Below are 18,636 nucleotides of genomic sequence, written 5' to 3'. Positions count from 1 at the left end.
CGCTCCGTCCCGGCGCGGGAAAATCGCCGGGTTCGGGTTCGGGCTCATGAGGAGCTGGATCGCCGGTCGTTCGAGGTGCCGCACCGGCTGCTACGGAGGAGGGCGCATGGCCAGACCTGCGGTCGGGGCGGCCTTGCGGCGCTGTGCGGAGTGCGGCGGATATGAGTACGGCGGGGCACCGGACTGTACGGCCTGCCGCGAGCTGGTGGACGGCATCGTGGAAGGTGAGTGGTCCGCCTTTCTGCGCCAGTGGAACCTCCGTGGTGAGGACGAGAGCGAGCGGGGCGACCGCGGTGACCAGGAGGTGGCGCTCGCGGAGATGGTGGTGACGGAACCGGACCGCCATGACTGGCGGGTGGTGGATGCCGCGCTCGACAGACTGGTCTGCTCCGCATGCGGTGATCGGCTGAGCCGCGGTCCGGTGGGTTGCTCCGACTGCGACCTGGCGCACGGGTTTCGCTATGCCGCGATCGAGACGGACCGGACCGGCGTCCCGCCCGGCAATGAACACGGCGTCCGGGTCAACGTCTCGGTGGTGCGTCGGCCGCAGATCACCTCGGACGATGAAGTCCTCGCCCGGCGCCTGCTGTTGCCGGCCCTCCTGGTGGGACTCCTCCCGACCACCGAAACGGCCCAGCGGGTGAGTGCCCTGCTCAAGAGGAGCGCCCCGGCACAGAAGACCGCCATCCTGGAGCAGGCCGTAGAGGAGATGCTCCTGCGCCGACGTACCGGAAGTCGGCCTACTGCGTGAGACACGGCGGCGGTTCGGGCATCGACTTATCACCCGAAGTCCCTTCTTTTCGGATGGAATCGGAACCAGGCATATGGATCTTGCGTCTCGAACCCAGTGCGCCTGTCTCGAAGATTCCCTCTCGTATCCGTCGCCGCCACCATGACCGCACTCCTCACGCTGTCCGCGTGCGGTAGCCCACCCGCCCCGCGCGGCGGAAAGGGCGGCGACGCGTCGAAGGGCACCACAGCCTCGCTCAATTACTGGTACTGGGCGGAAACCGGGAGCAGTTTGTCCCTCCAAGAGGACTTGGCCTTCCCCGCGAACGAACACGGCTCCACCTTCTCGGCCATACCGCGCCGGTAGACGGCGGAGGCGCGTGGCGGTCGCGGTCGCGGTCGCGGTCGCGGTCGCGGTCGCGGTCGCGGTCGCGGTCGCGGTCGCGGTCGCGGTCGCGGTCGCGGTCGGCCGAGCATCGGGGGCGGTGGCGGTGGCGGTGGCGGTGGCGGCCGGAGCGCTACGCGACGTACCGCGGCGGCTCCGGCTGCGCCGGGTGCGTAGGCTCCCCGGAGCGAAAGGAGCTTGATCGATGAGTCCGCTGAGTCTGGAGAAGGTGCAGCAGACTGCGCCGCCGCTGGTGAACCTCTACAAGCAGGCCGGAGTCAGCCTGCGCAAGCACGGGCTGGAGGGGCAGCGGGCCGCGGTGTACCTGGTGCTGGACCGGTCGGGTTCGATGCGCCCGTACTACAAGGACGGCACGATGCAGCACCTGGCCGAACAGGTGCTGGCCGTCTCCGCACACCTCGACGATGACGCGGTCGTCCCGCTGGTGTTCTTCTCCACCGACGTCGACGGAGTGCACGAGATCAGCCTGGACCACTACCGAGGGCGCGTGGCCGCCTTCCACGTGCAGTCGGGGCACATGGGACGCACCCACTACGAGGCCGGGATGGACGCCGTACTCGACCACTACCTCGCTTCCGGTGCGACCGCCCCGGCGCTGGTGGTGTTCCAGACCGACGGTGGGCCCACCAGCCGGACCGCCGCCGAGAAGTGGCTGTGCAAGGCGGCCGGACTGCCGCTGTTCTGGCAGTTCATCGGCTTCGGCGACCCCGAACACCGGGAGTTCGACTTCCTCCGCCGGCTGGACGAACTCCCGGTCCCCGGCCGCCGGATCGTCGACAACGCCGGGTTCTTCCCCGCCGGCACCCAACCCCGCTCCCTGCCGGACGCCGAACTCTACGACCGCCTGCTCGGGGAGTTCCCCAGCTGGCTCGCTGCCGCCCGCGCCCAGGGCATCCTCGGCTAGGACTCGTCCGGTGGATCAGTGCCGGGCCCCCACAACGCCCGGCACTCTCGGCAGTGCCGGGCGTTGCTGGAACTGCTGGAACTGCTGGAACTGCTGGCAACGATGCATCAGGGCGTGGCGTCCCAACGAACGTACGTGGTTCGCGAAGGTCGATTCCGCGTGCTGCCCGCCGTGCCCTCAGGAGGTGGGACCGCTCCAGTAGGCGTCCTCCCACCGCATCGCGTCGGGGCTGAACTCGACCTCCATCCGGTCGGCGGCGTCGGGCGGCAGGGAGAAGGCGTATCTGCCGACGGCCTCCTTGCCGGGGAGGACGTAGCCGGTGAGGACTTTCTGTCGCCCGCTGCCGTCGATCACCAGCTCCGCCGATGCCCCGTCCGCGTCGTTGACGTCGGGCAGCCCGGTCTCGACGGACACCCGCTTGCTACCGGTGTTGACCACGGTGACGGTGACCTGGACGGCCTTGTTGCCCTTGGCATGGCCGTGGACGAAGGCGTCCGGGACGAACGGCTCCGGCTTGGCGACCGTGACCTTCAGACCGTTGTCGAAGGTGTACGACTGGCCGAAGGACAGGTGCCGGGCCTTCTCGGCGGCAGCCGCCGATTCCTCGGCCGCCTTGGCCTTCGCGCTGGCGCCGTCGGTGACCTCCTTGACCTCCCTGCGGGCGTCGTCGACCGCTCCCTTGACCAGCACGGCGGTGAACACCCCGGTGGCCACCGCCAGGAGCAGACCGAAGATGCCCATGATGACGCCGCTCAGCGCCATCGCCTTCTTGGTGGCCCGCCCCCTGCGCACCTGGCTCAGCCCGATGCCGCCGAACACCACTGCCAGCGCGGCCGGCAGCCAGGACACCCAGAACAGGAAGACGAACAGGCCGAGGCCGATACCCACCAGACCGAGCACCAGGGCAGCGATGGGCATGCCGTTGCTGGGCGGCCGGACCCACGCCGGCGATGGGTACGACGTCGCGGGCTGCGCAGCACTCTCGGTGGTCGGCGGGGCCCACGGGTCACGGTCCGGCGACCGCGGGTCCGCGGGCGCAGAGCCGTCCGGGGAGACGGGCGTGGTCATGCAGAATCCTTCAGCCGGAATACTTGGGGAATTTCCGACCATACCAGGGGTTTTACTCTTTCATTACCTCACGGGGGGGAGGGAGGCGGGGTGGGACCGGCAGCCCCGCCCGAGCACCGGACCCCAGCCACCGGCCACCGGCCACCGGCCACCGAGCACCGGCCGCCGACCAAGCCGCGTCACCCGTTCACCGCGCCACCCAATCCCGCAGGGGAGACCCGGCCCCGCACAGCAGACCCGAGCCCGCATAAGAGACCCGCCAAGAGCGCAACAAGAATCGATCCGGCCTCCCGGTCCGTGATCACCACACCCCTGGGGCCTGTCCGGCGGATCATGCCTGGGATGTGGCGCGCTCGCTTACGTGGGCGGCTGTCACCCGAGCTGTGCCGAGGCGAACTTGCAAGCCCACGGGAATGAATCTCAGGATCTCGTGGCTGTTGATCAAGCCGGGGTGATCACAGCTACCCGGCCCCGTGTGTGCAGTCTTGAGGGAGTGTCAGCAATATGTCCGTTACACAGCCTGCCGCCGAGCGCGTGCGCGTCTCCGCGGAACCCGACTGGTACGAGTCGGCCGGTATATCGCTCGGCGTCCGGGTCGGGAACTTGGTCTTCACATCGGGGCAGGCGCCGATCGATGCCCAGGGATCCACGGTCGGCGCCGGGGACTTCGAGACACAAGCCCGTCAAGCGCTCGCGAATCTGTCGACGGTCCTGACAAACGCAGGCTCCAGCCTCGCTGACGTAGTCAAGGCGACCGTGTTCGTCACCGACATCACACAGCAGGACATCTTCGCCAAGCTGCGCGCGGAACACTTCCCGGACAAGCCTCACCTCGCGGAGTCGTTCGTGGAGGTCTCCTCACTCGCCGACCCTGAGTGGATGATCGAGATTGAGGCCATCGGGCTCGTCCGGTGATGCTGGGCCCTGCTGATCCACTCCGCGGGCGCGGCGGCCCCGGGCCCGGGTCAGCGGCGGTACAGCCCGGCCCTGTCGGCAGCTTCCTCGGCGGCCTGGAGGTGGCGGCGGGCGTCCTCACCGAGGGTGTTGAGGACGCCGACAACGATCGTCTCGGTGACTGCAAGGGTCGGCACGAAGCTGTCGTAGGGGGAGGGGGCGGTGACCTGACTGGGCAGGACGACCTCGGCGTGCTGGGTGACCGGGGAGAGCCAGGTGTCGGTGAACAGGACGATGCGGCTGCCCTGTTCCTGCGCCATCTGAGCCATGACCAGTTTGTCGGCCTCGTAACGCCGGTAGTCGAACACGACCAGGACGTCGCGGCGGCTGAGCGTGGTGAGGACCGCGGTGCGTTCCACGTGGCGGTCGGGCAGGAAGCGCACGTCGTCGCGCAGTTGCATCAGATGCAGTCCGAGGTACTGGGCGAGCAGGTGGGTGAACCTGCCGCCGGCCAGCGTGATCCGGCGCTTGGGATCGGCCAGGAGCTGGATGGCCCGTTCCAGGTCGTGGGGCGGCAGTTCAGCGAGCGTGCGGGTGACCGCCGTGCCGAGTATCTGGTCCGCCGTGAGCTCGCGCGCCTGCGGTTCGCGGCCGTATCCGGGTGTGGCGTACAGCGACAGCGGGGAGGCGTTGCGTTCGTCGAGCTCGGTGCGCAGCGCGGCCTGGAAGTCGGGGAAGCCCCGGTAGCCGAGGCGGTTGACGAAGCGGATGACGGTGGGAGCGCTGACCCCTGCGCGTTCGGCGAGCACCGCGACGGTCTCGAAGCCGGCGGACGGGTAGCCGGCCAGCAGCACGCGGGCGACCTTGCGTTCAGCCGGGCTGAGATCCCCCAGCTTCTGCCGGATCTCCTCGGCGAGGGCGCTGGAGTCCATCGTCGTGCCTTCCTGTCGTGAGCGAGATCGTTGTCCCGTCGAGCCTAGTGCCCGCCTCGCCCCGCGGCGGTGGCGCGGCTGCGTGCACGAGGCGGGGATCACGGCGGCAGGCGTGGGCTCCCGCACCGGCCGGTGGGCACACCGCCGGTGCGGGAGGCCGATGGGTCAGCCGGTGCGGGCATTCCCGAGGCGGGCGACGAGGGAGGCGAGCAGGGCGATCCGGGCGGGGACGGATGTGACGTCGAGCCATTCCTCCGGTGAGTGGTCGGCCCCGCCGACCGGCCCGAGCCCGTCCAGCACCGGCACACCGCATCCGGCGATGAGGTTGGCGTCACCGACGCCGCCGGTCGCCGCGGCGCCCATCGGCAGGCCCAGCTGCTGCCCGGCCCGCAGAGCGTGCGCGAAGATGCGACGGGAAGCGGGCGTGTCCGGCATCGGCGGGCATACCTCCAGCTCCTGGACCTGAACCGTTGTGCCGGGAACGGTGGGGCGGGCCGCGGCGGCTTCGATCGCGGCGCGAGCACGGTCCAAACCCGCGGCGGTCGGCGACCGCACCTCGACGCGCAGTTCCGCCTCGGGGCAGACGATGTTGGCCCGGCTGCCCGCACGCACGACGCCGACGTTGACAGTCGCACCTCCCCTGTCGTCGTTGAGTCCCTCAAGGGCGAGGACCAGGTGAGCCGCCGCGAGGGCGGCGTTCGCTCCCCGCTCGGGTTCGATGCCGGCGTGCGCGGCGCGGCCGGTGACGCGGAGCAGGTAGTCCGCCACACCCTTGCGGGCGACGACGAGATCCCCGTTCTCCCGTGCGCACTCCAGTGCCAGCGCATAGTGCATGCCGTGCGCGGTGCGTTCGATGACGGGGCGGCTGGCCGGCGATCCGATCTCCTCGTCCGGGGTGGCGAGGAACACCACCTCGGCGTAGTCGTCCATGCCGGCGGCGTGCAGGATCTCCAGGGCGGTCAGGCCGGCCAGCAGCCCTCCCTTGTCGTCGCTGACGCCGGGGCCGTGGGCCAGCGAGCCGGCGATGCGGAACGGCCGCGCGGCGGCTGTACCGTCCTCGAAGACGGTGTCCATGTGGGCCGCCAGCAGGATCCGCCGGCCGCCGTCGGCCGGCGGCAGGCGGCCGGCGTTGCGGGCCACCAGGACGTCACCGGACCGGTCGCCGTGGGCCGGCGGGAGCGCGATCCGTTGCGTGGCGAAGCCGATCGCCTCCAGCCGGGCGGCGGTCCACGCGGCGACGAGGTTGACGCCGTCGGGGCTGTAGGAGCCGGAGTCGATGGACACCAGCTCGGCCAGATCCCGGAGGTAGCCGTCGAGCCGGGCTTCGGCCCGGGCCAGCAGCGCGGCCGTGACGGCCGGGTCGTCGGCGGGGGTGTCGCGGTGCTGCCGCGAGAGGGCGGTCACAGGACCTTGGACAGGAACGTGCGGGTGCGCTCCTGCTGCGGATCGGCCAGGACCTGGCGCGGCGGACCGGATTCGACGACGACGCCTTCGTCCATGAAGACGGCGGTGTCGGCGACCTCGCGGGCGAAGGCGATCTCGTGGGTGACCACGACCATGGTCATGCCGTCCGCCGCGAGTTGCCGCATGACCTGAAGGACGTCCCCGACCAGTTCCGGGTCGAGGGCGGAGGTGGGCTCGTCGAAGAGCATGAGCTTGGGTTTCATCGCCAGGGCTCGGGCGATGGCGACCCGCTGCTGCTGGCCGCCGGACAGCTGGGCCGGATAGTGGCCCGCCCGGTCGGCCAGGCCGACCCGGCCCAGCAGACGTTCGGCGTCGAGCCGTGCCTGTGCGCTGTCGGCACCCGCCACCCTGACCGGGGCATCCATGACGTTCTGAAGGGCCGTCATGTGCGGGAAGAGGTTGAAGCGCTGGAAGACCATGCCGATGTCGCGGCGGCGCCGGGCGACTTCCCTCTCCCGCAGCTCGTGCAACTTGCTGCCCTGCTGCCGGTAGCCCACGAGGTCACCGTCGACGGTCAGCCGCCCGGCGTCGACCTTCTCCAGGTGATTGATGCAGCGCAGGAAGGTGGACTTCCCAGAGCCCGACGGCCCGAGCAGACAGCAGACCTGACCGCGTTCCACGGTCAGATCGATACCCTTGAGGACGTCGAGCCTTCCGAAGTGTTTGCGCACGCCCTCGGCGTGCACCATGGGGGTTGTCACGGTCATCCCTTCTGGTGGTTCGGGCCGGATCCGAGGACGGGCAGACGAGCTGCGGCCCCGGTGAGCAGGCGCCGTAGCGGGCTGGTACGCCCGCTACGGGTGGTGCCGCGTCCGTAACGGCGCTCCAGCCAGGACTGCGGGAAGGTCAGCAGAGTGACGAGGATCAGATACCAGATGCTGGCCACCACGAGCAGGGGAATGACCTGGTAGTTCTGGGCGTACACGTCCTGGATGTTGGACATCAGGTCGTGCGCGGAGATCACCGACACCAAGGCGGTCATCTTCAGCATGTTGATCGATTCGTTGCCCATGGGCGGGATGATGACCCGCATCGCCTGCGGCAGCACGATGCGCCGCATGGTCAGCGCCGGCCGCATGCCGAGCGAGTACGCGGCCTCCGTCTGCCCTTCGTCGACGGACTGGATGCCGGCGCGGATGATCTCGCTGGCGTACGCGGCCTCATTGAGCCCCAGGGCCAGCAGCGCGGCCACCGCCGGCGTCAGCAGGCTGTTGGTGTCCGCCTGGAGGAAAGTGATGTGCGTGAACGGGACACCGATCATCACGTGCTTGTACAGAGCCCCGGCATAGCCCCAGAAGATGATCTGGACAAGCAGCGGGGTACCACGGAAGACCCACACGAACGCGGTGGCCAGGCTGTAAAGAACGGGATTGGTCGAGCGCCGCATCACGGCGACGAGTGTGCCGAGCGCCAGGGCGAGGACCATGGCCGCGGCGGTCAGCCACAGTGTCGTGACGAGGCCGTCGAAGATCAGGCCGGCGAAGAGGTAGTGGCCGACGATGTCCCAGTGCAGATTGGCGTTGTTGGCCAGCGACCCGACGAGTCCCGTGAGCGCGGTCACCGCCGCCACGGCGGCGATCCACCGGCCCCAGTGCCGCACGGGCACGGCCAGGAGGTCCTGCGGTGGCGCCTCGTCGGGCCGGACGGGGTCGGTGCCGGCGGGCACGGGTGCGGTAGCGGCTGCCATGTCAGGACACCGCCCCGTTCTTGGTGGCCTGCTTCACCGCGATCGACACCCCGCCGTACTTGTCACAGATCCTGGTGAGCGTGCCCTCGTCGATCAGTTGCTGAAGTGCCTTGCGGATGGCTTCGGTGAGCTGCGGAAGGTTCTTGCTGACGCCGATGCCGTTGGGCGTGGCTCCGTAGCCGGCGCTCGCCGACGGGTCGTCGACCACCTCGAACGCGTCGCCGCCGTCGGCGGTCTTGGCCGTCCAACCGGCCGCGGGCTTGGTCAGCACATCGGCCACGACCTTGCCCGAGCGCAGCGCGAGCTGCGCGTCGGAGTCCTTGGGGAACGTCTGGATGCCGACCTGCGGCCTGCCCGCGGCTGTGCACGCGGCCTGGTGGGTCTGGAGCAGCTGAAGCTGGTGAGTGGCGGCCTCGACACCCACGTTGCGGCCGCACAGGTCGTCCAGTTTCGCGATCCGGGCCGGATTGCCCTTGGCGACCAACACCCCCGAGCCGGAAACCGAGTAGTCCACGAAGTCCAGGACCTGCCTGCGCTCCTTGGTGTCGGTCAGCGCCGACATGGCGACGTCGAACTTCCCCGCCTGGACGGCCGGCACGATGCCGTCGAACTTCTGCGGCGTGAAGGCGAACCGCACGCCGAGCTTGGCGCCCAGCGCCTGCCCCAGGTCGTAGTCCAGACCGGTCAGGTCCGGCTTGCCCTCGGTGACGAACATCGCGAACGGCGCGTAGGGGACATCGGTCGCCACCCGCACCGTGCCGCTGCCTTTGATGCCGGCCGGCAGCACATCGTGGAGCGCCGCATCTCGGGTGATCTGCGCCCCCGCGACGGTGACCCGGGCGGGCGGCGGCGCCGTACCGGCGGCTTGACCGCCGCACGCGGTGAGTGCTGCCACGGCCATGGCCGGCAGAACGGCTGCGGCGGTCACGTGGCGGGTCGGGCGGGTGTGCACCACGGTCGAATCCTTCCTCTGACGTACTGCCGGCGGGAGACGCCGACGACAAGCACGAAGAGGAAATTACATGGAGCCCATGAGATTGGATAGATGTAATGCACGTTACGACTTGGCGAAGCATTGCACCGACCGCCCCTCCGCCCACCATATGGTGATTTACCACCTTCTTCTTGAGAGAGCTCGAAGACAGCCCCTCAGAACCGCGTTACGCAACCTTGCCACTGAGCAACGTCTGTAATACCTGTAATGCCTGTCTCCGCATGGCCTTCCCAGCCCGACGCACTCGCGACACTCCGTCCGGTCTCGGATTCCGCCCTTGCCCAGGACGCCACGACCGTCGGTGTGCGGTGAGCCCGCGGCATGACGTGTTCGAGCTGGTGAGCCAGCCCCAGCAGAGTCGGGTCGGGTCCCCTGAGCCGGTGAAGTGGTCATGCGCCAACGGCTATGCGGTCATGCGGTGGGCGGCAGTGTGTCGTGGGCGCGTTGGGCGGAGTGGATCTGGTCCAGGCCGACCTTGGGAACTGCTTGCCGCGCATGTCGCGATGGGGCCAGGCGCACCATGCCAGGCCGCACTTGATCATTCCGAACGCCGCGCGGGAGTTCTTGAGAAGCTCGCCGACGGTGGGAGGTATCCAGCCGTCGTAGGTGCGATGGCGGTGGTCGCGTCGTCGGCCCCGCCCCCTCTCACTTGGAGCGGCCGGACATCGGCCCTACAGTCGTGGCCGCGCCAGAGCTACCCGAGAAACGAGAGGCGAATCCGGCGGTCGGGATTATCCCTGTTCGTATCCGCGAAACTCCGCTAATGCAACCCACAAGGTAGCTGAACGCGCTTCACGCCCGCCGAGGCGCCCGCATGTACGCGGCAAGTCTGCGTTGCCGCTGCCGCGCAGAACCATCTGATGGAAGCGGTAGTCGGCGGCATAGAACGCCTCCACGTCCGCAACGCTCTCGCGTATCTCTTACAGCACCGCTTCCTTCTGCTGCGCCCCCTCATTCGACATCAAGGCGGCGGCCCGACAGGCGGCGGGCAGCTCCAGCAGCAGCCGCAGAGCGACTACGACGCCCGCCCCCGAATCCTCTGGGTGCGGGCGTTGTCGTAGGCGTGGCCGCAACACTGGGCCCAATGGGCCGACATACACACGCGATACACCAAGGCTCCAGGGCCGGGGCAGTTGGCTGCACGCCATCATCTGGCGTGGTGACCGGCTCGGTCATCGGCTGGGACCAGACCGTCGTCGGCGGAGTCGACCAGAACTGCCCCTCGGGCTGAAGGAACAAGATTCTCACGCGTATTGGGATCATGGGGCTCGGTCGGATCGGCACGTTCCACGCGGAAACCCCGTCCGGACTCGACGCGGTGGACTCCCTGGTCGTCACCGACCCGGTGGCTTCGGCCGCCGCCTCGGCCGCCGAACGGTTCGAAGCCACCGCGGTGGACTCCCCGAAGCCGTGTTCGCCGCTGCGACCGACGCACACCCGGGACTGATCCCGGGGCCACCTTCCCCGGCGGCACCCCGCACACCTTCTTCATGGACCGTTTCGCCGCCGCCTACCGCGCCAAACTCACCGCATTCACCAAGGTCGTGGCGGGTTCCCGCCCCTCACCCTGCACGGTGGCCGACGTCATCGAGGCGAGCTGGATCGCTGATGCCTGCACGCTGTCCCTGCGCGAGCACCGCCCCGTAGGGCTCGAAGAGGTGCGCAGGGAATGACGGATGCGCACCGCATGACGGACGAGCCCGTTGCGGATCGGCGTGCCGAGCGCGGCCCGGATCGCCGAACCGTCGTTCGTCGCGCAAGAGGGGGTGCGCGCTCACTGGGCGCCCAGGAGTCCAAGCACCTTGTTGACGGCCTCGACGATCGGTACGCCGAGCGAGCCGACGGTCGCGGCAATGCCCGCGACGGCGTACAGCGCACGGTGCCGCTCCTGCTGCGGGACGTCCGCCTCGGCGCGGAGCGCGGGCAGAGAGTCGCCGAGGACGTCGGCGCTGGGCTGCGGCACCTGGCCGCGCAACTCCTGTACCAGGAAGAGGAGTTCGCAGAGCGCCTCCTGGACGGCCGGGGTCAGCTCTTGGGCCGGGGTGACCCGCTTGTCGATACCGACGTTGCCCGAGCCGCCGTGCATGGTGACATGGTCGCCGCTGCCGAAGTAGTAGTGCTGGTCTCCGCCGTTCACTAGCTCGCCATCCCCACGTTGCCGGTGCCGCCGTACATGTTGACGTTGTCTCCGAAATAGTAGTGCTTGGGGCTGATCGCGATGGTGTTCACCCGCACCTCGAACTCGGCCTCGGGGTTCTCGATCGCGTGGGCGATCTGGTGGGCGAGCCGACGCAGTTGGTCGGGGGCGGGGCTGGTCACCACGGCGGTGGAGGGTCCGGTCGTCTCGACAGCCAGGACGAAGTGCGCGGGCGCGCCGAGCACCTTCAGCATGTCCACGAGGGAGTAGACCAGTGCCACGCCGGCGGTGATCACGACGAGAGCGGTGACTCCGGAGGAACCGCCGCCGCTGTCGCGGCTCCCGAAGGCGTCGATCGTGGTGGCGAGCAGACCGAGAATGGTCGTGGCCATCCCGAGGATCAGCAGCCGCTTCACGAAGAGCAGGACGGCTTCCTTGCGCCTGGGGTGGATGGTGAGCGTGTACACCCGCGCGACGTTCTGGAGCGGGTAGTAGGCGTCACCGACCCAGAGCAGCCGCTTGCCGACCCGCAGGTGGACCCCGATGATCGGCTGCGCCGATGGCGCCGGTGGCACATCGGGGTGCGGATCGGAGGCGGGCGGCGGGCCGGCCGGTGGCCGCGGCGGAGCAGCGGGCGGCGGGCCCCCGGGTGCGGCTTGGGCCCCTGCCGGCGTGTTCCACGACTGCTCCGCCGGATCTGTTGACGTCACGCGAGTCCCCCTTGGCAGACCCCACTGAATGAGATCCGTTCACTCGTTGTAACGAGGTCCATTCACCTCTCTGTGCCGCACTGATGCACGTGCGATTCACCGTCAGAAGTGTTATCACAGACGGACGTTGGCACTCTCTGTGGGGGGGGCTCGCGTTCCGGGCCCTGCTGCCGGCCTGGTCCGTTGCCTTCGGATCACGGGCCCGCACCCTGCCCCGGCGCCCCACGGCGCTCGGCGGGCCCCGGACGACTCCCCACTCGAAGAGGACGAACTGGGGGGCGTTCATACCGTCCGGGGGCTTACGTCAGCAGCGCCGCTGCGGTGCGGTACGCCATGTCCCCCGGCTCGGGATCGAGCTTCCTTTTCGGGGCCACCGTCCGGCGTCGTCGCCTGTGCGGCGATGGCTCCTTCGACCTGCCGGGGACCATCACCGCACGGTCCGCCGGCGACATGCCTCCGCCGGCGGCCGAGGGCGGTATCAGCCGTTGGTGCAGACGTGTTCGGCAGACGGGTTGTCGAAGGCCCGTTTGAGGCACTGGCCCAGCCTCAACTGCCCGTAATAGTTGGGATGGAAGGATTCCTGCAGGTTGCCCTGGACCACCCCGGACAGGAACCGGAACCACTCAGCATTCGCCGGGGCGGCGCCGTGCTGGGTCTGCGGGTTACGCATTTCGCGTCCGGCAAGGGCACTGGTCATGTCGAGATATTCGGCCTTCTCCTCCCGGGCTACCTTGCGGATGCTGTCGCTGATCGCCGGAGCAACCCAGTCGTGCAGCCATCGCATATCCCCCAGATACAGCGGTGTGCCCTCACTGATCGCGGTGTCGTAGCCGTCGCCCCGGTTGCGGAACTCATCGGGCAGGGGGGACGGGTAGGACTGCACGATCAGCCGGTAGTCGCCATTGCGGTAACCCGCCTCGGCCATCGTCTCCCGGATCTTGGCAACAGCCCTGCGGACTGCCTCACGCATGCCCGGCAGACGCTGCTGGATCGCTGCCTGCTCTTCCTCAGCACACCGCTTGCCGCTTGCCCAGTCCTTCCCGCACTGGGCGAGCACACCCGACAGCTCCACGTCATTGCCGCCGATGGAGAGCACGACCGCTTCCACGGTGTTCTGGCGGGCTACCTCGGCAAGTTGGTCGCCCTGCGGCTGCTCCCCCTTGAACGGGGTGTCCACGATGTTGTTGCTCTGCGCGCCGGAGCACGCGAGGTTGATGCTCTTGATACCACTGCCCTCGTCGAGGGATTCACTGCGGTTGTCGTCGATCTCCTTATGGCCGAAGGCGTTGAACACCTCGGCGGAATCCGACCGGTGGCAGCCTCGATCGCCGCCCCACCCCGAGCCGGTGTGCGTGGTGCCGTAGACCTTGGTCGCGTCGTAGGAGACCCCTCCGGTCCAGGCACGATCCGTCCCGTCCCGGTCGCCGGTCATCGTGTTGGAGTTCCCTTTCCACCGGCCGCCCTCGCCGGAAATGAAACTGTCGCCCAACGACACCACAGCGCGCGGCCCGTGCGGCCTCGGCTGCCGGGCCGCTACCTCTCCTGTCCCGCCGATCAGCATGAGGCCAGTCGCCAGGAGGACAGTTGCTGCTGTGTCCTTACGTAACTTCACAAGGGTCCTTCCGTATCTTCCGGCCAAGTCCCCGTAGGGATCCGCCCTTCGGGACCTCTGCCTGGCTCGGCGCATCAGGGTGAGTGCGGAGAGCAGCCGCCTGGCGCGTGCGCTCCCAGACCCGTGAGCGCACCCGGAGAGAAGCCTCGAAATCCTACGACAACCGAAGACTCCGGCCTGCCCTGCCTTCTCCGCTGCCGGCCGGCGCGAGTTCTGCCCCGCGGTCGCGGGCAGACCGTGTGTTGTCATGCCGACACACCGGGGTCGTTCGCCCCGGTCCGGTTCACGCGCCGACCAGCGCCGCGGCGGATCGCTCCAAAGAACGCAGCAGCCAGCAGATGTGGTCGGACTCCAGGATCGCCGGCGGGGTCAGCCGGATCACCCTGCTGGCGTTGAGCGTGTACGAGGTCAGCACCCGCTCTCGGAGCATGTGGGTCAGGAACAATCCGGCCAGTGCTTCGGAGGTGAACTCGATGCCGATGAGCAGTCCGCGTCCACGGACCTCCCGGATGGCGTGCGGACCGGCGGCGGCCAGGGCCCCGGTTATCTGCGGCAGAAGCTGACTGCCGAGTCCTCTGGCCTGCTCGACGAGCCGGTCCCGCCGCAGTACTTCGATCGTCGTGGCCGCAGCCACGGTCGCGAGTGGATTGCCGCCGTAGGTCGAGGAGTGGAACAGCGGGTCCCGGTTGAGCACTTCGTAGACCTCGGCTGTCGCCAGTGTCGCGGCAACCGGAACAACCCCGCCGCTGAGCACCTTCCCCGTCGTCAGCACGTCCGGGCACACGCCTTCCTCGTCGCACCCCCACCAGGATCCGAGGCGGCCGAGGCCGGACTGGATCTCGTCCATGACGAGAAGAGCGTGGAACTCCTCGCACACTTCCCTCACCTCCCGGAGGTAGCCCACGGGAGGAATGCGCACCCCGCCCTCGGCCTGCACCGGTTCCAGCAGCACGCATGCCCGCGTCGTATCACTTCCCAGTACGGCCCTCAGGGTGTCGACGTCACCGAACGGGACGAACTCCACCCCCGGCAGCAACGGTTCGAGACCGGTCCGGTACCTGTGGTTCCCCGTCACACTGAGCGCACCCAACGTCTTCCCGTGGAAGCCGCCTTCGGCGGCGATCACTCTTCGACAGCCGTTCGCCCGTGCAAGCTTCATCGCCAACTCGACGGCCTCGGCCCCCGAGTTCACGAAAAAGGCATACTGCAGGCCGGCAGGTGCCACCGAGGTCAGTGCCTGTGCCGCGTATGCCATGTTCGGCTCGACCAGCGCACGCGTCGACAGCGGGTGCCTGCCCAACTGCCCCACGACGGCGTCGACGACATCCGGGTGGCGGTGGCCCAGGAGGAACACCCCGTACCCGCCGCAGTCGAGGTGGGGGGTGTCCTGTTCGTCGTACACCAAGGCACCCGCCGAACGCACCTCCAACGGGAGGCCGAGTAGCGAAGCGATGCGAGAGTGGCCGCGGTTGACGTGATCACGGAGGTGGTCCAGCACGACCGCCCGTGCCCGGCCGGAATCCGCCGGGCTCATCGCAGCGCTCCCGACGCGTCGCGAGGCCGGAACCCGCTGGCCTTCGCCCACCGCCGCACGGAGGCACGCAACGTGTGTACCGGGTCGGGCAGTTCACCCACATCACTGGGGAATGGACCTTGGGCGGCCACGTATGGGGTCAGCTGCTCTGCAAGGGTTTTGATCAGCTTCCGGGTCGGCGCCGGTACGGCCTCCAGAAATACCGGCACGATGAGCCGCTCGTACAGATCCTCATCTACGAAGCGTACGGGCGGAATGGGCCGGCCCAGTTCCACCGCGGCCGCGTGGATCTCGGAGGCGACCGCGCCCAGTTGCAGTGCGCGCGAGCCGGCCGTCAGCCACAGGTCCGTCCGGTCGGAGTTCTTGTCGAGGAGGTCGGCGATGTTCTTCGCCACGACATCCTGAGGCACGAAGTCGAGCAGCCGGGAGGGGTCCAGCGGGACGATGGGAAGCAGGCCGCGCATCATCGCTCCGAGCAGTTTGTGAAACCCCTGATGCTTGGCGATGTGACCGGTACGGGAGTCACCGACAATGATCGAGGGCCGGACAACGACCGCCGGCAGGCCACTCGCACGTACGAGCTCCTCTGCATTCGCCTTGGTCCTGGCGTACGCCAGTGCCGCCGAGTCACCATCGGTGCCCACAGCGGAGAATGCGGTACTGACGTACACCAGTCGCGCCTCGGCTTCCTGTGCCAGTTCGACGATCCTCGCAGTGCCCGCAACATTGGTCTCGACCAGAGCGGACTCGGCGCCGAAGCTGGTATCGGCCGCGGCGTGCACGATCACATCGATCACCGCTGATAGTTCCTTGAAATCTCTACGAGACAGGCCCAAGCAGGGAAGCCTGATATCTCCGCGCAGAGCTTTCAGCCCCGGCGCACTCATCGCGGTCACGTGGAGGAGACATATGACGTTGTGCATTCCTAGATTCGGCAGCAGGGCCCTGCCCACCACTCCTGTCGCACCGGTGAGGAGAACATTCAGTGATGGCTTTCCGGGCGGCGGGTACGGGTGTCGGCGCCCGTCCTCGATCGGCTGCATGGGCGCTGTGTCCTTCCATCGGGAATTCTCGACGTGAGCACGAGCGTGCGGCGCCGGCCCGAGGCACTGAGAAGTAGAGATACCCATGGTTCACCTCCGCGCGTCCCGCCGAGTCGGTTCGTCCGCACAGCCGACAGGACGGGCCGGTAGATACGATGTGTCTTCGTACGGCGACAGCCACAGGACGCCGGGTCGGCCGGAATACTGAATTGATCGGCTGCAGCACACCGTGGCTTCAGGAACCGGGGAACATGCTATGGATCTGTCGGACAGGTCACCACCGGAGGCGCGACCCGGAATCGGCCGCCCCGTCGGGATTGCTCACCCGACGCACCCGTATTCGGGAACGGCGTGTTCCTCCGCGCCCTGTTTCTGCGGGTCGTCCGCCGGATGGCGGAAGGCCGTGGCTCCTGGCGGGCGCGTGACCCCATACGGGTCCTAGCATGGCGGTACGGGAACGCTCGGCAGCGTCCCCCTCTGCTGCGGGGAGTTCTGTCGCAGCATCCGACAGGACAGAAACCGTCACACCGACCGCAATCCCAGCGGGAAACCGCTGCGCCCGGTTCGCGTTGATCCTCCTGACTCGCACCAGGCTGCCGAAGATCATGCCATCTCTGACTCGTGGCTCGGAAAATTTGGGGGTGCAGTGCGCGATATCCGTATTGCTCTTCATATTCCCGGTGCACAGCCGAGGAAGGTATTCGACTCACTCTCGGATTTCGCCAGCTTCCCGCGGTGTTCCGACGTGGTGCACGCTGTCTCCCTTGAGCACGGTCCGGACAATGACCGGATCTCCTCGTGGGAAGTCGCCTTCGCGGGCGGGATCCTCAAGTGGCGGGAACGAGACCGCCTGGACGAGCTGCGCCTGAGGATCGACTTCGAACTGATCGACGGCGACCTGCTCGCCCTTGCAGGTCAATGGTCGATCGCGCCGCTCCCGGAAGGGAGCGCGGTCCGGTTCAGGGCCCGGTTCGATCTCGGAGTGCCCGGCATGGCCGACCTGCTGGAACCCGTCGCCGGCCGGGCCATGACGGAAACCGTGACCAAGATGCTGTACGGAGTCTTCGGCCCGAGCGCAGAGGTCACAGAGTGCAAGGACCTGTCCGCGGCACCTTTGGAGGGTGAGGGTGGTCAGCCCTGAACGAGCTGCTCCGGGGTCTCCAGCCACCTGGCAGGTCTCGGTGGTCGACAGCGTCTCCGAGATCCCGCCGGATGTGTGGCGGAAGCTCGCACCGTCCGACGACCCGATCTACGAGTACGCGCTCTTCCAGGCCATGGAACGGACCGGACTCGGCCCGGATGCCTATCGATACATCGTGCTCAGACGGGGACAGCAGGTAAGAGCCGTATTGCCGACGTATGTCTTCCCCGCACTGGCTCTCGAAGACGTTCTGGGAACCCAGGGACGTCGAGCGCTGCGGCCTCTGCACCGCATCATGAGAAGACCGCTGCGCATTGGGCTTCTGGTGTGTGGACACCTTCTGGGAGAAGGGAGAGTCCTGCGCGGGGACGGGCTCCATGAGACCGCCCCGCACCTCCTGGTGGACGCGGTCCGGCAACTGTCTACTTCGGCGGGCACCCGGTGGACCGTGTTCAAGGACTTCTCACAGTCGGACCTGGAGTGGCTGGGGCCAGCCCTGGGAAGAGCCGGATACTTTCGGGCCCTGGGGCTTCCCGATGCTTGGCTCTCGCTGCGCGCCGAGAGTTTCGATGAATATGTCTCGTCTCTGTCCAGGAATGGCCGGAGCACCGCCCGACGTAATCTGGCGAGGTTTTCCGGTCAGCAAGACGTGACCATCGAGATACGCGAGCGATTCGAAGATCTCGTACCAGCCATGATGCCGCTGTACGAAGCGGTACTCGACCGTGCGGAGAGCCGGCTGGACGTATGGACACCGGAATTCATGACCCTGCTCTCCACCGACCCGAGGATTCCGGCCAAGGCGGTCGCCTGCTGGCAGCAGGACCGCCTCGTGGGGTTCCTGGTCTGTCTGTTCGGGGAGAAGAGCGCGGTGGCGATCCGTATCGGCCTCGATTATGACTGCTCGCGTGAACTGCGGCTCTACCAGGTCACGTACTATCGCGGTATCGAGGAGGCGATTCGCTTGGGTATGACCAGGCTGAATCTGACGCAGACCGCCTATGAGGCGAAACATAAAATGGGGTGCCACCTCGTCCCACTCGAACATGCCGTGACGCATCGCAACCGGGTGTGCAGAGTGATCCTCAGGTATTTTCTCCCGATGGCACTCAACCGGTCCGGAGACCGGACATGAGCCGATGGGCCCTCTCCGTCCCCTGAGGATCGGTACGGCAAATCAGCTCGACCACGTCCCGCCAGTCGACGTAGTGGCCGTCATGGACCATGCCGAGCCGGAAGCTTCCGGTGTTGTTGGCCAGGGCGTCCCCGTATCCCCGCATACCTGTGCGGTCGGACGCTGCCTCTACAGCCTCGCCGAAGCGGTGCTTAGTAGTAGCCCGCCGTCGACGCGAAACACCGCATGGTCACCGAGTCGCAGCAT

At 68.0% G+C, this 18,636-nt stretch carries 18 protein-coding genes and 1 pseudogene; 8 read left to right on the top strand and 11 right to left on the bottom strand.

The features are described 5' to 3' along the window. Positions 1-106 precede the first annotated feature (106 nt). The 3 genes from ACFVT2_RS05435 (at position 107) to ACFVT2_RS05425 (ending at position 2,039) form a co-directional block, all read left to right on the top strand. Positions 107-751 carry a hypothetical protein gene (locus ACFVT2_RS05435; RefSeq protein ID WP_390012478.1) on the top strand — a complete coding sequence of 215 codons (645 nt, stop codon included), beginning with the start codon at positions 107-109 and terminating at the stop codon, positions 749-751. A 358-nt stretch (positions 752-1,109) separates the two neighbouring features. Next, positions 1,110-1,316 (top strand): hypothetical protein, encoded by a 207-nt coding sequence (locus tag ACFVT2_RS05430; protein WP_390012476.1) that lies wholly within the window; start codon positions 1,110-1,112, stop codon positions 1,314-1,316. 3 nt (positions 1,317-1,319) lie between these two features. Further along, a complete protein-coding gene (locus tag ACFVT2_RS05425; RefSeq protein WP_390012474.1) occupies positions 1,320-2,039 on the top strand; it encodes a VWA domain-containing protein in 720 nt (239 codons plus the stop codon). A gap of 177 nt (positions 2,040-2,216) precedes the next feature. Here the strand turns inward: ACFVT2_RS05425 and ACFVT2_RS05420 are convergent, their stop codons facing one another. Next, positions 2,217-2,957, bottom strand: a complete 741-nt coding sequence (locus tag ACFVT2_RS05420; RefSeq protein ID WP_390012472.1) for a DUF4190 domain-containing protein — start codon at positions 2,955-2,957, stop codon at positions 2,217-2,219. Between the two features lie 654 nt (positions 2,958-3,611). On the opposite strand from ACFVT2_RS05420, the gene ACFVT2_RS05415 reads away from it, so the two are divergent. Beyond that, positions 3,612-4,022, top strand: coding sequence for a RidA family protein (locus tag ACFVT2_RS05415; protein WP_390012470.1), 411 nt, complete (start codon positions 3,612-3,614; stop codon positions 4,020-4,022). A gap of 50 nt (positions 4,023-4,072) precedes the next feature. Here ACFVT2_RS05415 and ACFVT2_RS05410 read toward each other — a convergent pair whose 3' ends face one another. The 5 genes from ACFVT2_RS05410 to ACFVT2_RS05390 form a co-directional block, all read right to left on the bottom strand. Then, positions 4,073-4,933, bottom strand: a complete 861-nt coding sequence (locus ACFVT2_RS05410; RefSeq protein ID WP_390012468.1) for a MurR/RpiR family transcriptional regulator — start codon at positions 4,931-4,933, stop codon at positions 4,073-4,075. Between the two features lie 165 nt (positions 4,934-5,098). Further along, positions 5,099-6,337, bottom strand: a complete 1,239-nt coding sequence (locus ACFVT2_RS05405) for a M20 family metallopeptidase (protein ID WP_390012466.1) — start codon at positions 6,335-6,337, stop codon at positions 5,099-5,101. Then, the gene (locus tag ACFVT2_RS05400) at positions 6,334-7,086 is read right to left on the bottom strand and encodes an amino acid ABC transporter ATP-binding protein (RefSeq protein WP_390012727.1); all 753 of its coding nucleotides are present in this window, start codon (positions 7,084-7,086) and stop codon (positions 6,334-6,336) included. The genes ACFVT2_RS05405 and ACFVT2_RS05400 overlap by 4 nt, the downstream gene beginning before the upstream one ends. 14 nt (positions 7,087-7,100) lie before the next feature. After that, entirely contained in the window at positions 7,101-8,084 is a 984-nt protein-coding gene (locus tag ACFVT2_RS05395) for an amino acid ABC transporter permease (protein ID WP_390012464.1), read from the bottom strand. Between the two features lies 1 nt (position 8,085). Further along, positions 8,086-9,039, bottom strand: a complete 954-nt coding sequence (locus tag ACFVT2_RS05390; RefSeq protein WP_390012462.1) for an ABC transporter substrate-binding protein — start codon at positions 9,037-9,039, stop codon at positions 8,086-8,088. Positions 9,040-10,339: 1,300 nt separating this feature from the next. Here ACFVT2_RS05390 and ACFVT2_RS05385 point away from each other — a divergent pair. Next, the gene (locus ACFVT2_RS05385) at positions 10,340-10,525 is read left to right on the top strand and encodes a hypothetical protein (RefSeq protein ID WP_390012743.1); all 186 of its coding nucleotides are present in this window, start codon (positions 10,340-10,342) and stop codon (positions 10,523-10,525) included. Beyond that, positions 10,524-10,751 (top strand): annotated as a pseudogene (locus ACFVT2_RS05380) (dehydrogenase); the annotation flags it as partial. The gene ACFVT2_RS05385 and the pseudogene ACFVT2_RS05380, both read left to right, overlap by 2 nt. Positions 10,752-10,852: 101 nt before the next feature. Here ACFVT2_RS05380 and ACFVT2_RS05375 read toward each other — a convergent pair. The 5 genes from ACFVT2_RS05375 to ACFVT2_RS05355 all read right to left on the bottom strand — a co-directional run bounded on the left by ACFVT2_RS05375 (position 10,853) and on the right by ACFVT2_RS05355 (position 16,114). Then, complete coding sequence (locus ACFVT2_RS05375; protein WP_390012460.1) at positions 10,853-11,215, bottom strand: hypothetical protein; 363 nt, start codon at positions 11,213-11,215, stop codon at positions 10,853-10,855. Next, entirely contained in the window at positions 11,215-11,790 is a 576-nt protein-coding gene (locus ACFVT2_RS05370; RefSeq protein WP_390012458.1) for a DUF6232 family protein, read from the bottom strand. The genes ACFVT2_RS05375 and ACFVT2_RS05370 overlap by 1 nt, the downstream gene beginning before the upstream one ends. Positions 11,791-12,403: 613 nt before the next feature. After that, positions 12,404-13,486 carry a GDSL-type esterase/lipase family protein gene (locus ACFVT2_RS05365; protein WP_390012456.1) on the bottom strand — a complete coding sequence of 361 codons (1,083 nt, stop codon included), beginning with the start codon at positions 13,484-13,486 and terminating at the stop codon, positions 12,404-12,406. A gap of 334 nt (positions 13,487-13,820) precedes the next feature. Then, positions 13,821-15,071 carry an aspartate aminotransferase family protein gene (locus tag ACFVT2_RS05360; RefSeq protein WP_390012454.1) on the bottom strand — a complete coding sequence of 417 codons (1,251 nt, stop codon included), beginning with the start codon at positions 15,069-15,071 and terminating at the stop codon, positions 13,821-13,823. Next, positions 15,068-16,114 carry an SDR family oxidoreductase gene (locus ACFVT2_RS05355; protein ID WP_390012452.1) on the bottom strand — a complete coding sequence of 349 codons (1,047 nt, stop codon included), beginning with the start codon at positions 16,112-16,114 and terminating at the stop codon, positions 15,068-15,070. The genes ACFVT2_RS05360 and ACFVT2_RS05355 overlap by 4 nt, the downstream gene beginning before the upstream one ends. Positions 16,115-16,760: 646 nt before the next feature. Between ACFVT2_RS05355 and ACFVT2_RS05350 the strand changes: the two genes are divergently transcribed. Both ACFVT2_RS05350 and ACFVT2_RS05345 read left to right on the top strand, forming a co-directional pair. Continuing rightward, positions 16,761-17,255 (top strand): SRPBCC family protein, encoded by a 495-nt coding sequence (locus tag ACFVT2_RS05350; RefSeq protein ID WP_390012450.1) that lies wholly within the window; start codon positions 16,761-16,763, stop codon positions 17,253-17,255. A 40-nt stretch (positions 17,256-17,295) separates the two neighbouring features. Further along, complete coding sequence (locus ACFVT2_RS05345; protein WP_390012448.1) at positions 17,296-18,390, top strand: GNAT family N-acetyltransferase; 1,095 nt, start codon at positions 17,296-17,298, stop codon at positions 18,388-18,390. Positions 18,391-18,636: the final 246 nt, after the last annotated feature.

The sequence above is a fragment of the Streptomyces sp. NPDC058000 genome (genome assembly GCF_042886435.1).
GTDB lineage: Bacteria > Actinomycetota > Actinomycetes > Streptomycetales > Streptomycetaceae > Streptomyces.
This window is presented reverse-complemented; position numbering and strand designations above follow the sequence as displayed.

Coding starts and splice junctions, on each gene's coding strand:
- ACFVT2_RS05410 (WP_390012468.1), bottom strand. CDS start 4,933: ATGGACTCCAGCGCCCTCGCCGAGGAGATCCGGCAGAAGCTGGGGGAT.
- ACFVT2_RS05435 (WP_390012478.1), top strand. CDS start 107: ATGGCCAGACCTGCGGTCGGGGCGGCCTTGCGGCGCTGTGCGGAGTGC.
- ACFVT2_RS05395 (WP_390012464.1), bottom strand. CDS start 8,084: ATGGCAGCCGCTACCGCACCCGTGCCCGCCGGCACCGACCCCGTCCGG.
- ACFVT2_RS05415 (WP_390012470.1), top strand. CDS start 3,612: ATGTCCGTTACACAGCCTGCCGCCGAGCGCGTGCGCGTCTCCGCGGAA.
- ACFVT2_RS05420 (WP_390012472.1), bottom strand. CDS start 2,957: ATGCCCATCGCTGCCCTGGTGCTCGGTCTGGTGGGTATCGGCCTCGGC.
- ACFVT2_RS05365 (WP_390012456.1), bottom strand. CDS start 13,486: ATGCTGATCGGCGGGACAGGAGAGGTAGCGGCCCGGCAGCCGAGGCCG.
- ACFVT2_RS05425 (WP_390012474.1), top strand. CDS start 1,320: ATGAGTCCGCTGAGTCTGGAGAAGGTGCAGCAGACTGCGCCGCCGCTG.
- ACFVT2_RS05360 (WP_390012454.1), bottom strand. CDS start 15,071: ATGAGCCCGGCGGATTCCGGCCGGGCACGGGCGGTCGTGCTGGACCAC.
- ACFVT2_RS05385 (WP_390012743.1), top strand. CDS start 10,340: ATGGGGCTCGGTCGGATCGGCACGTTCCACGCGGAAACCCCGTCCGGA.
- ACFVT2_RS05355 (WP_390012452.1), bottom strand. CDS start 16,114: ATGCAGCCGATCGAGGACGGGCGCCGACACCCGTACCCGCCGCCCGGA.
- ACFVT2_RS05400 (WP_390012727.1), bottom strand. CDS start 7,086: ATGGTGCACGCCGAGGGCGTGCGCAAACACTTCGGAAGGCTCGACGTC.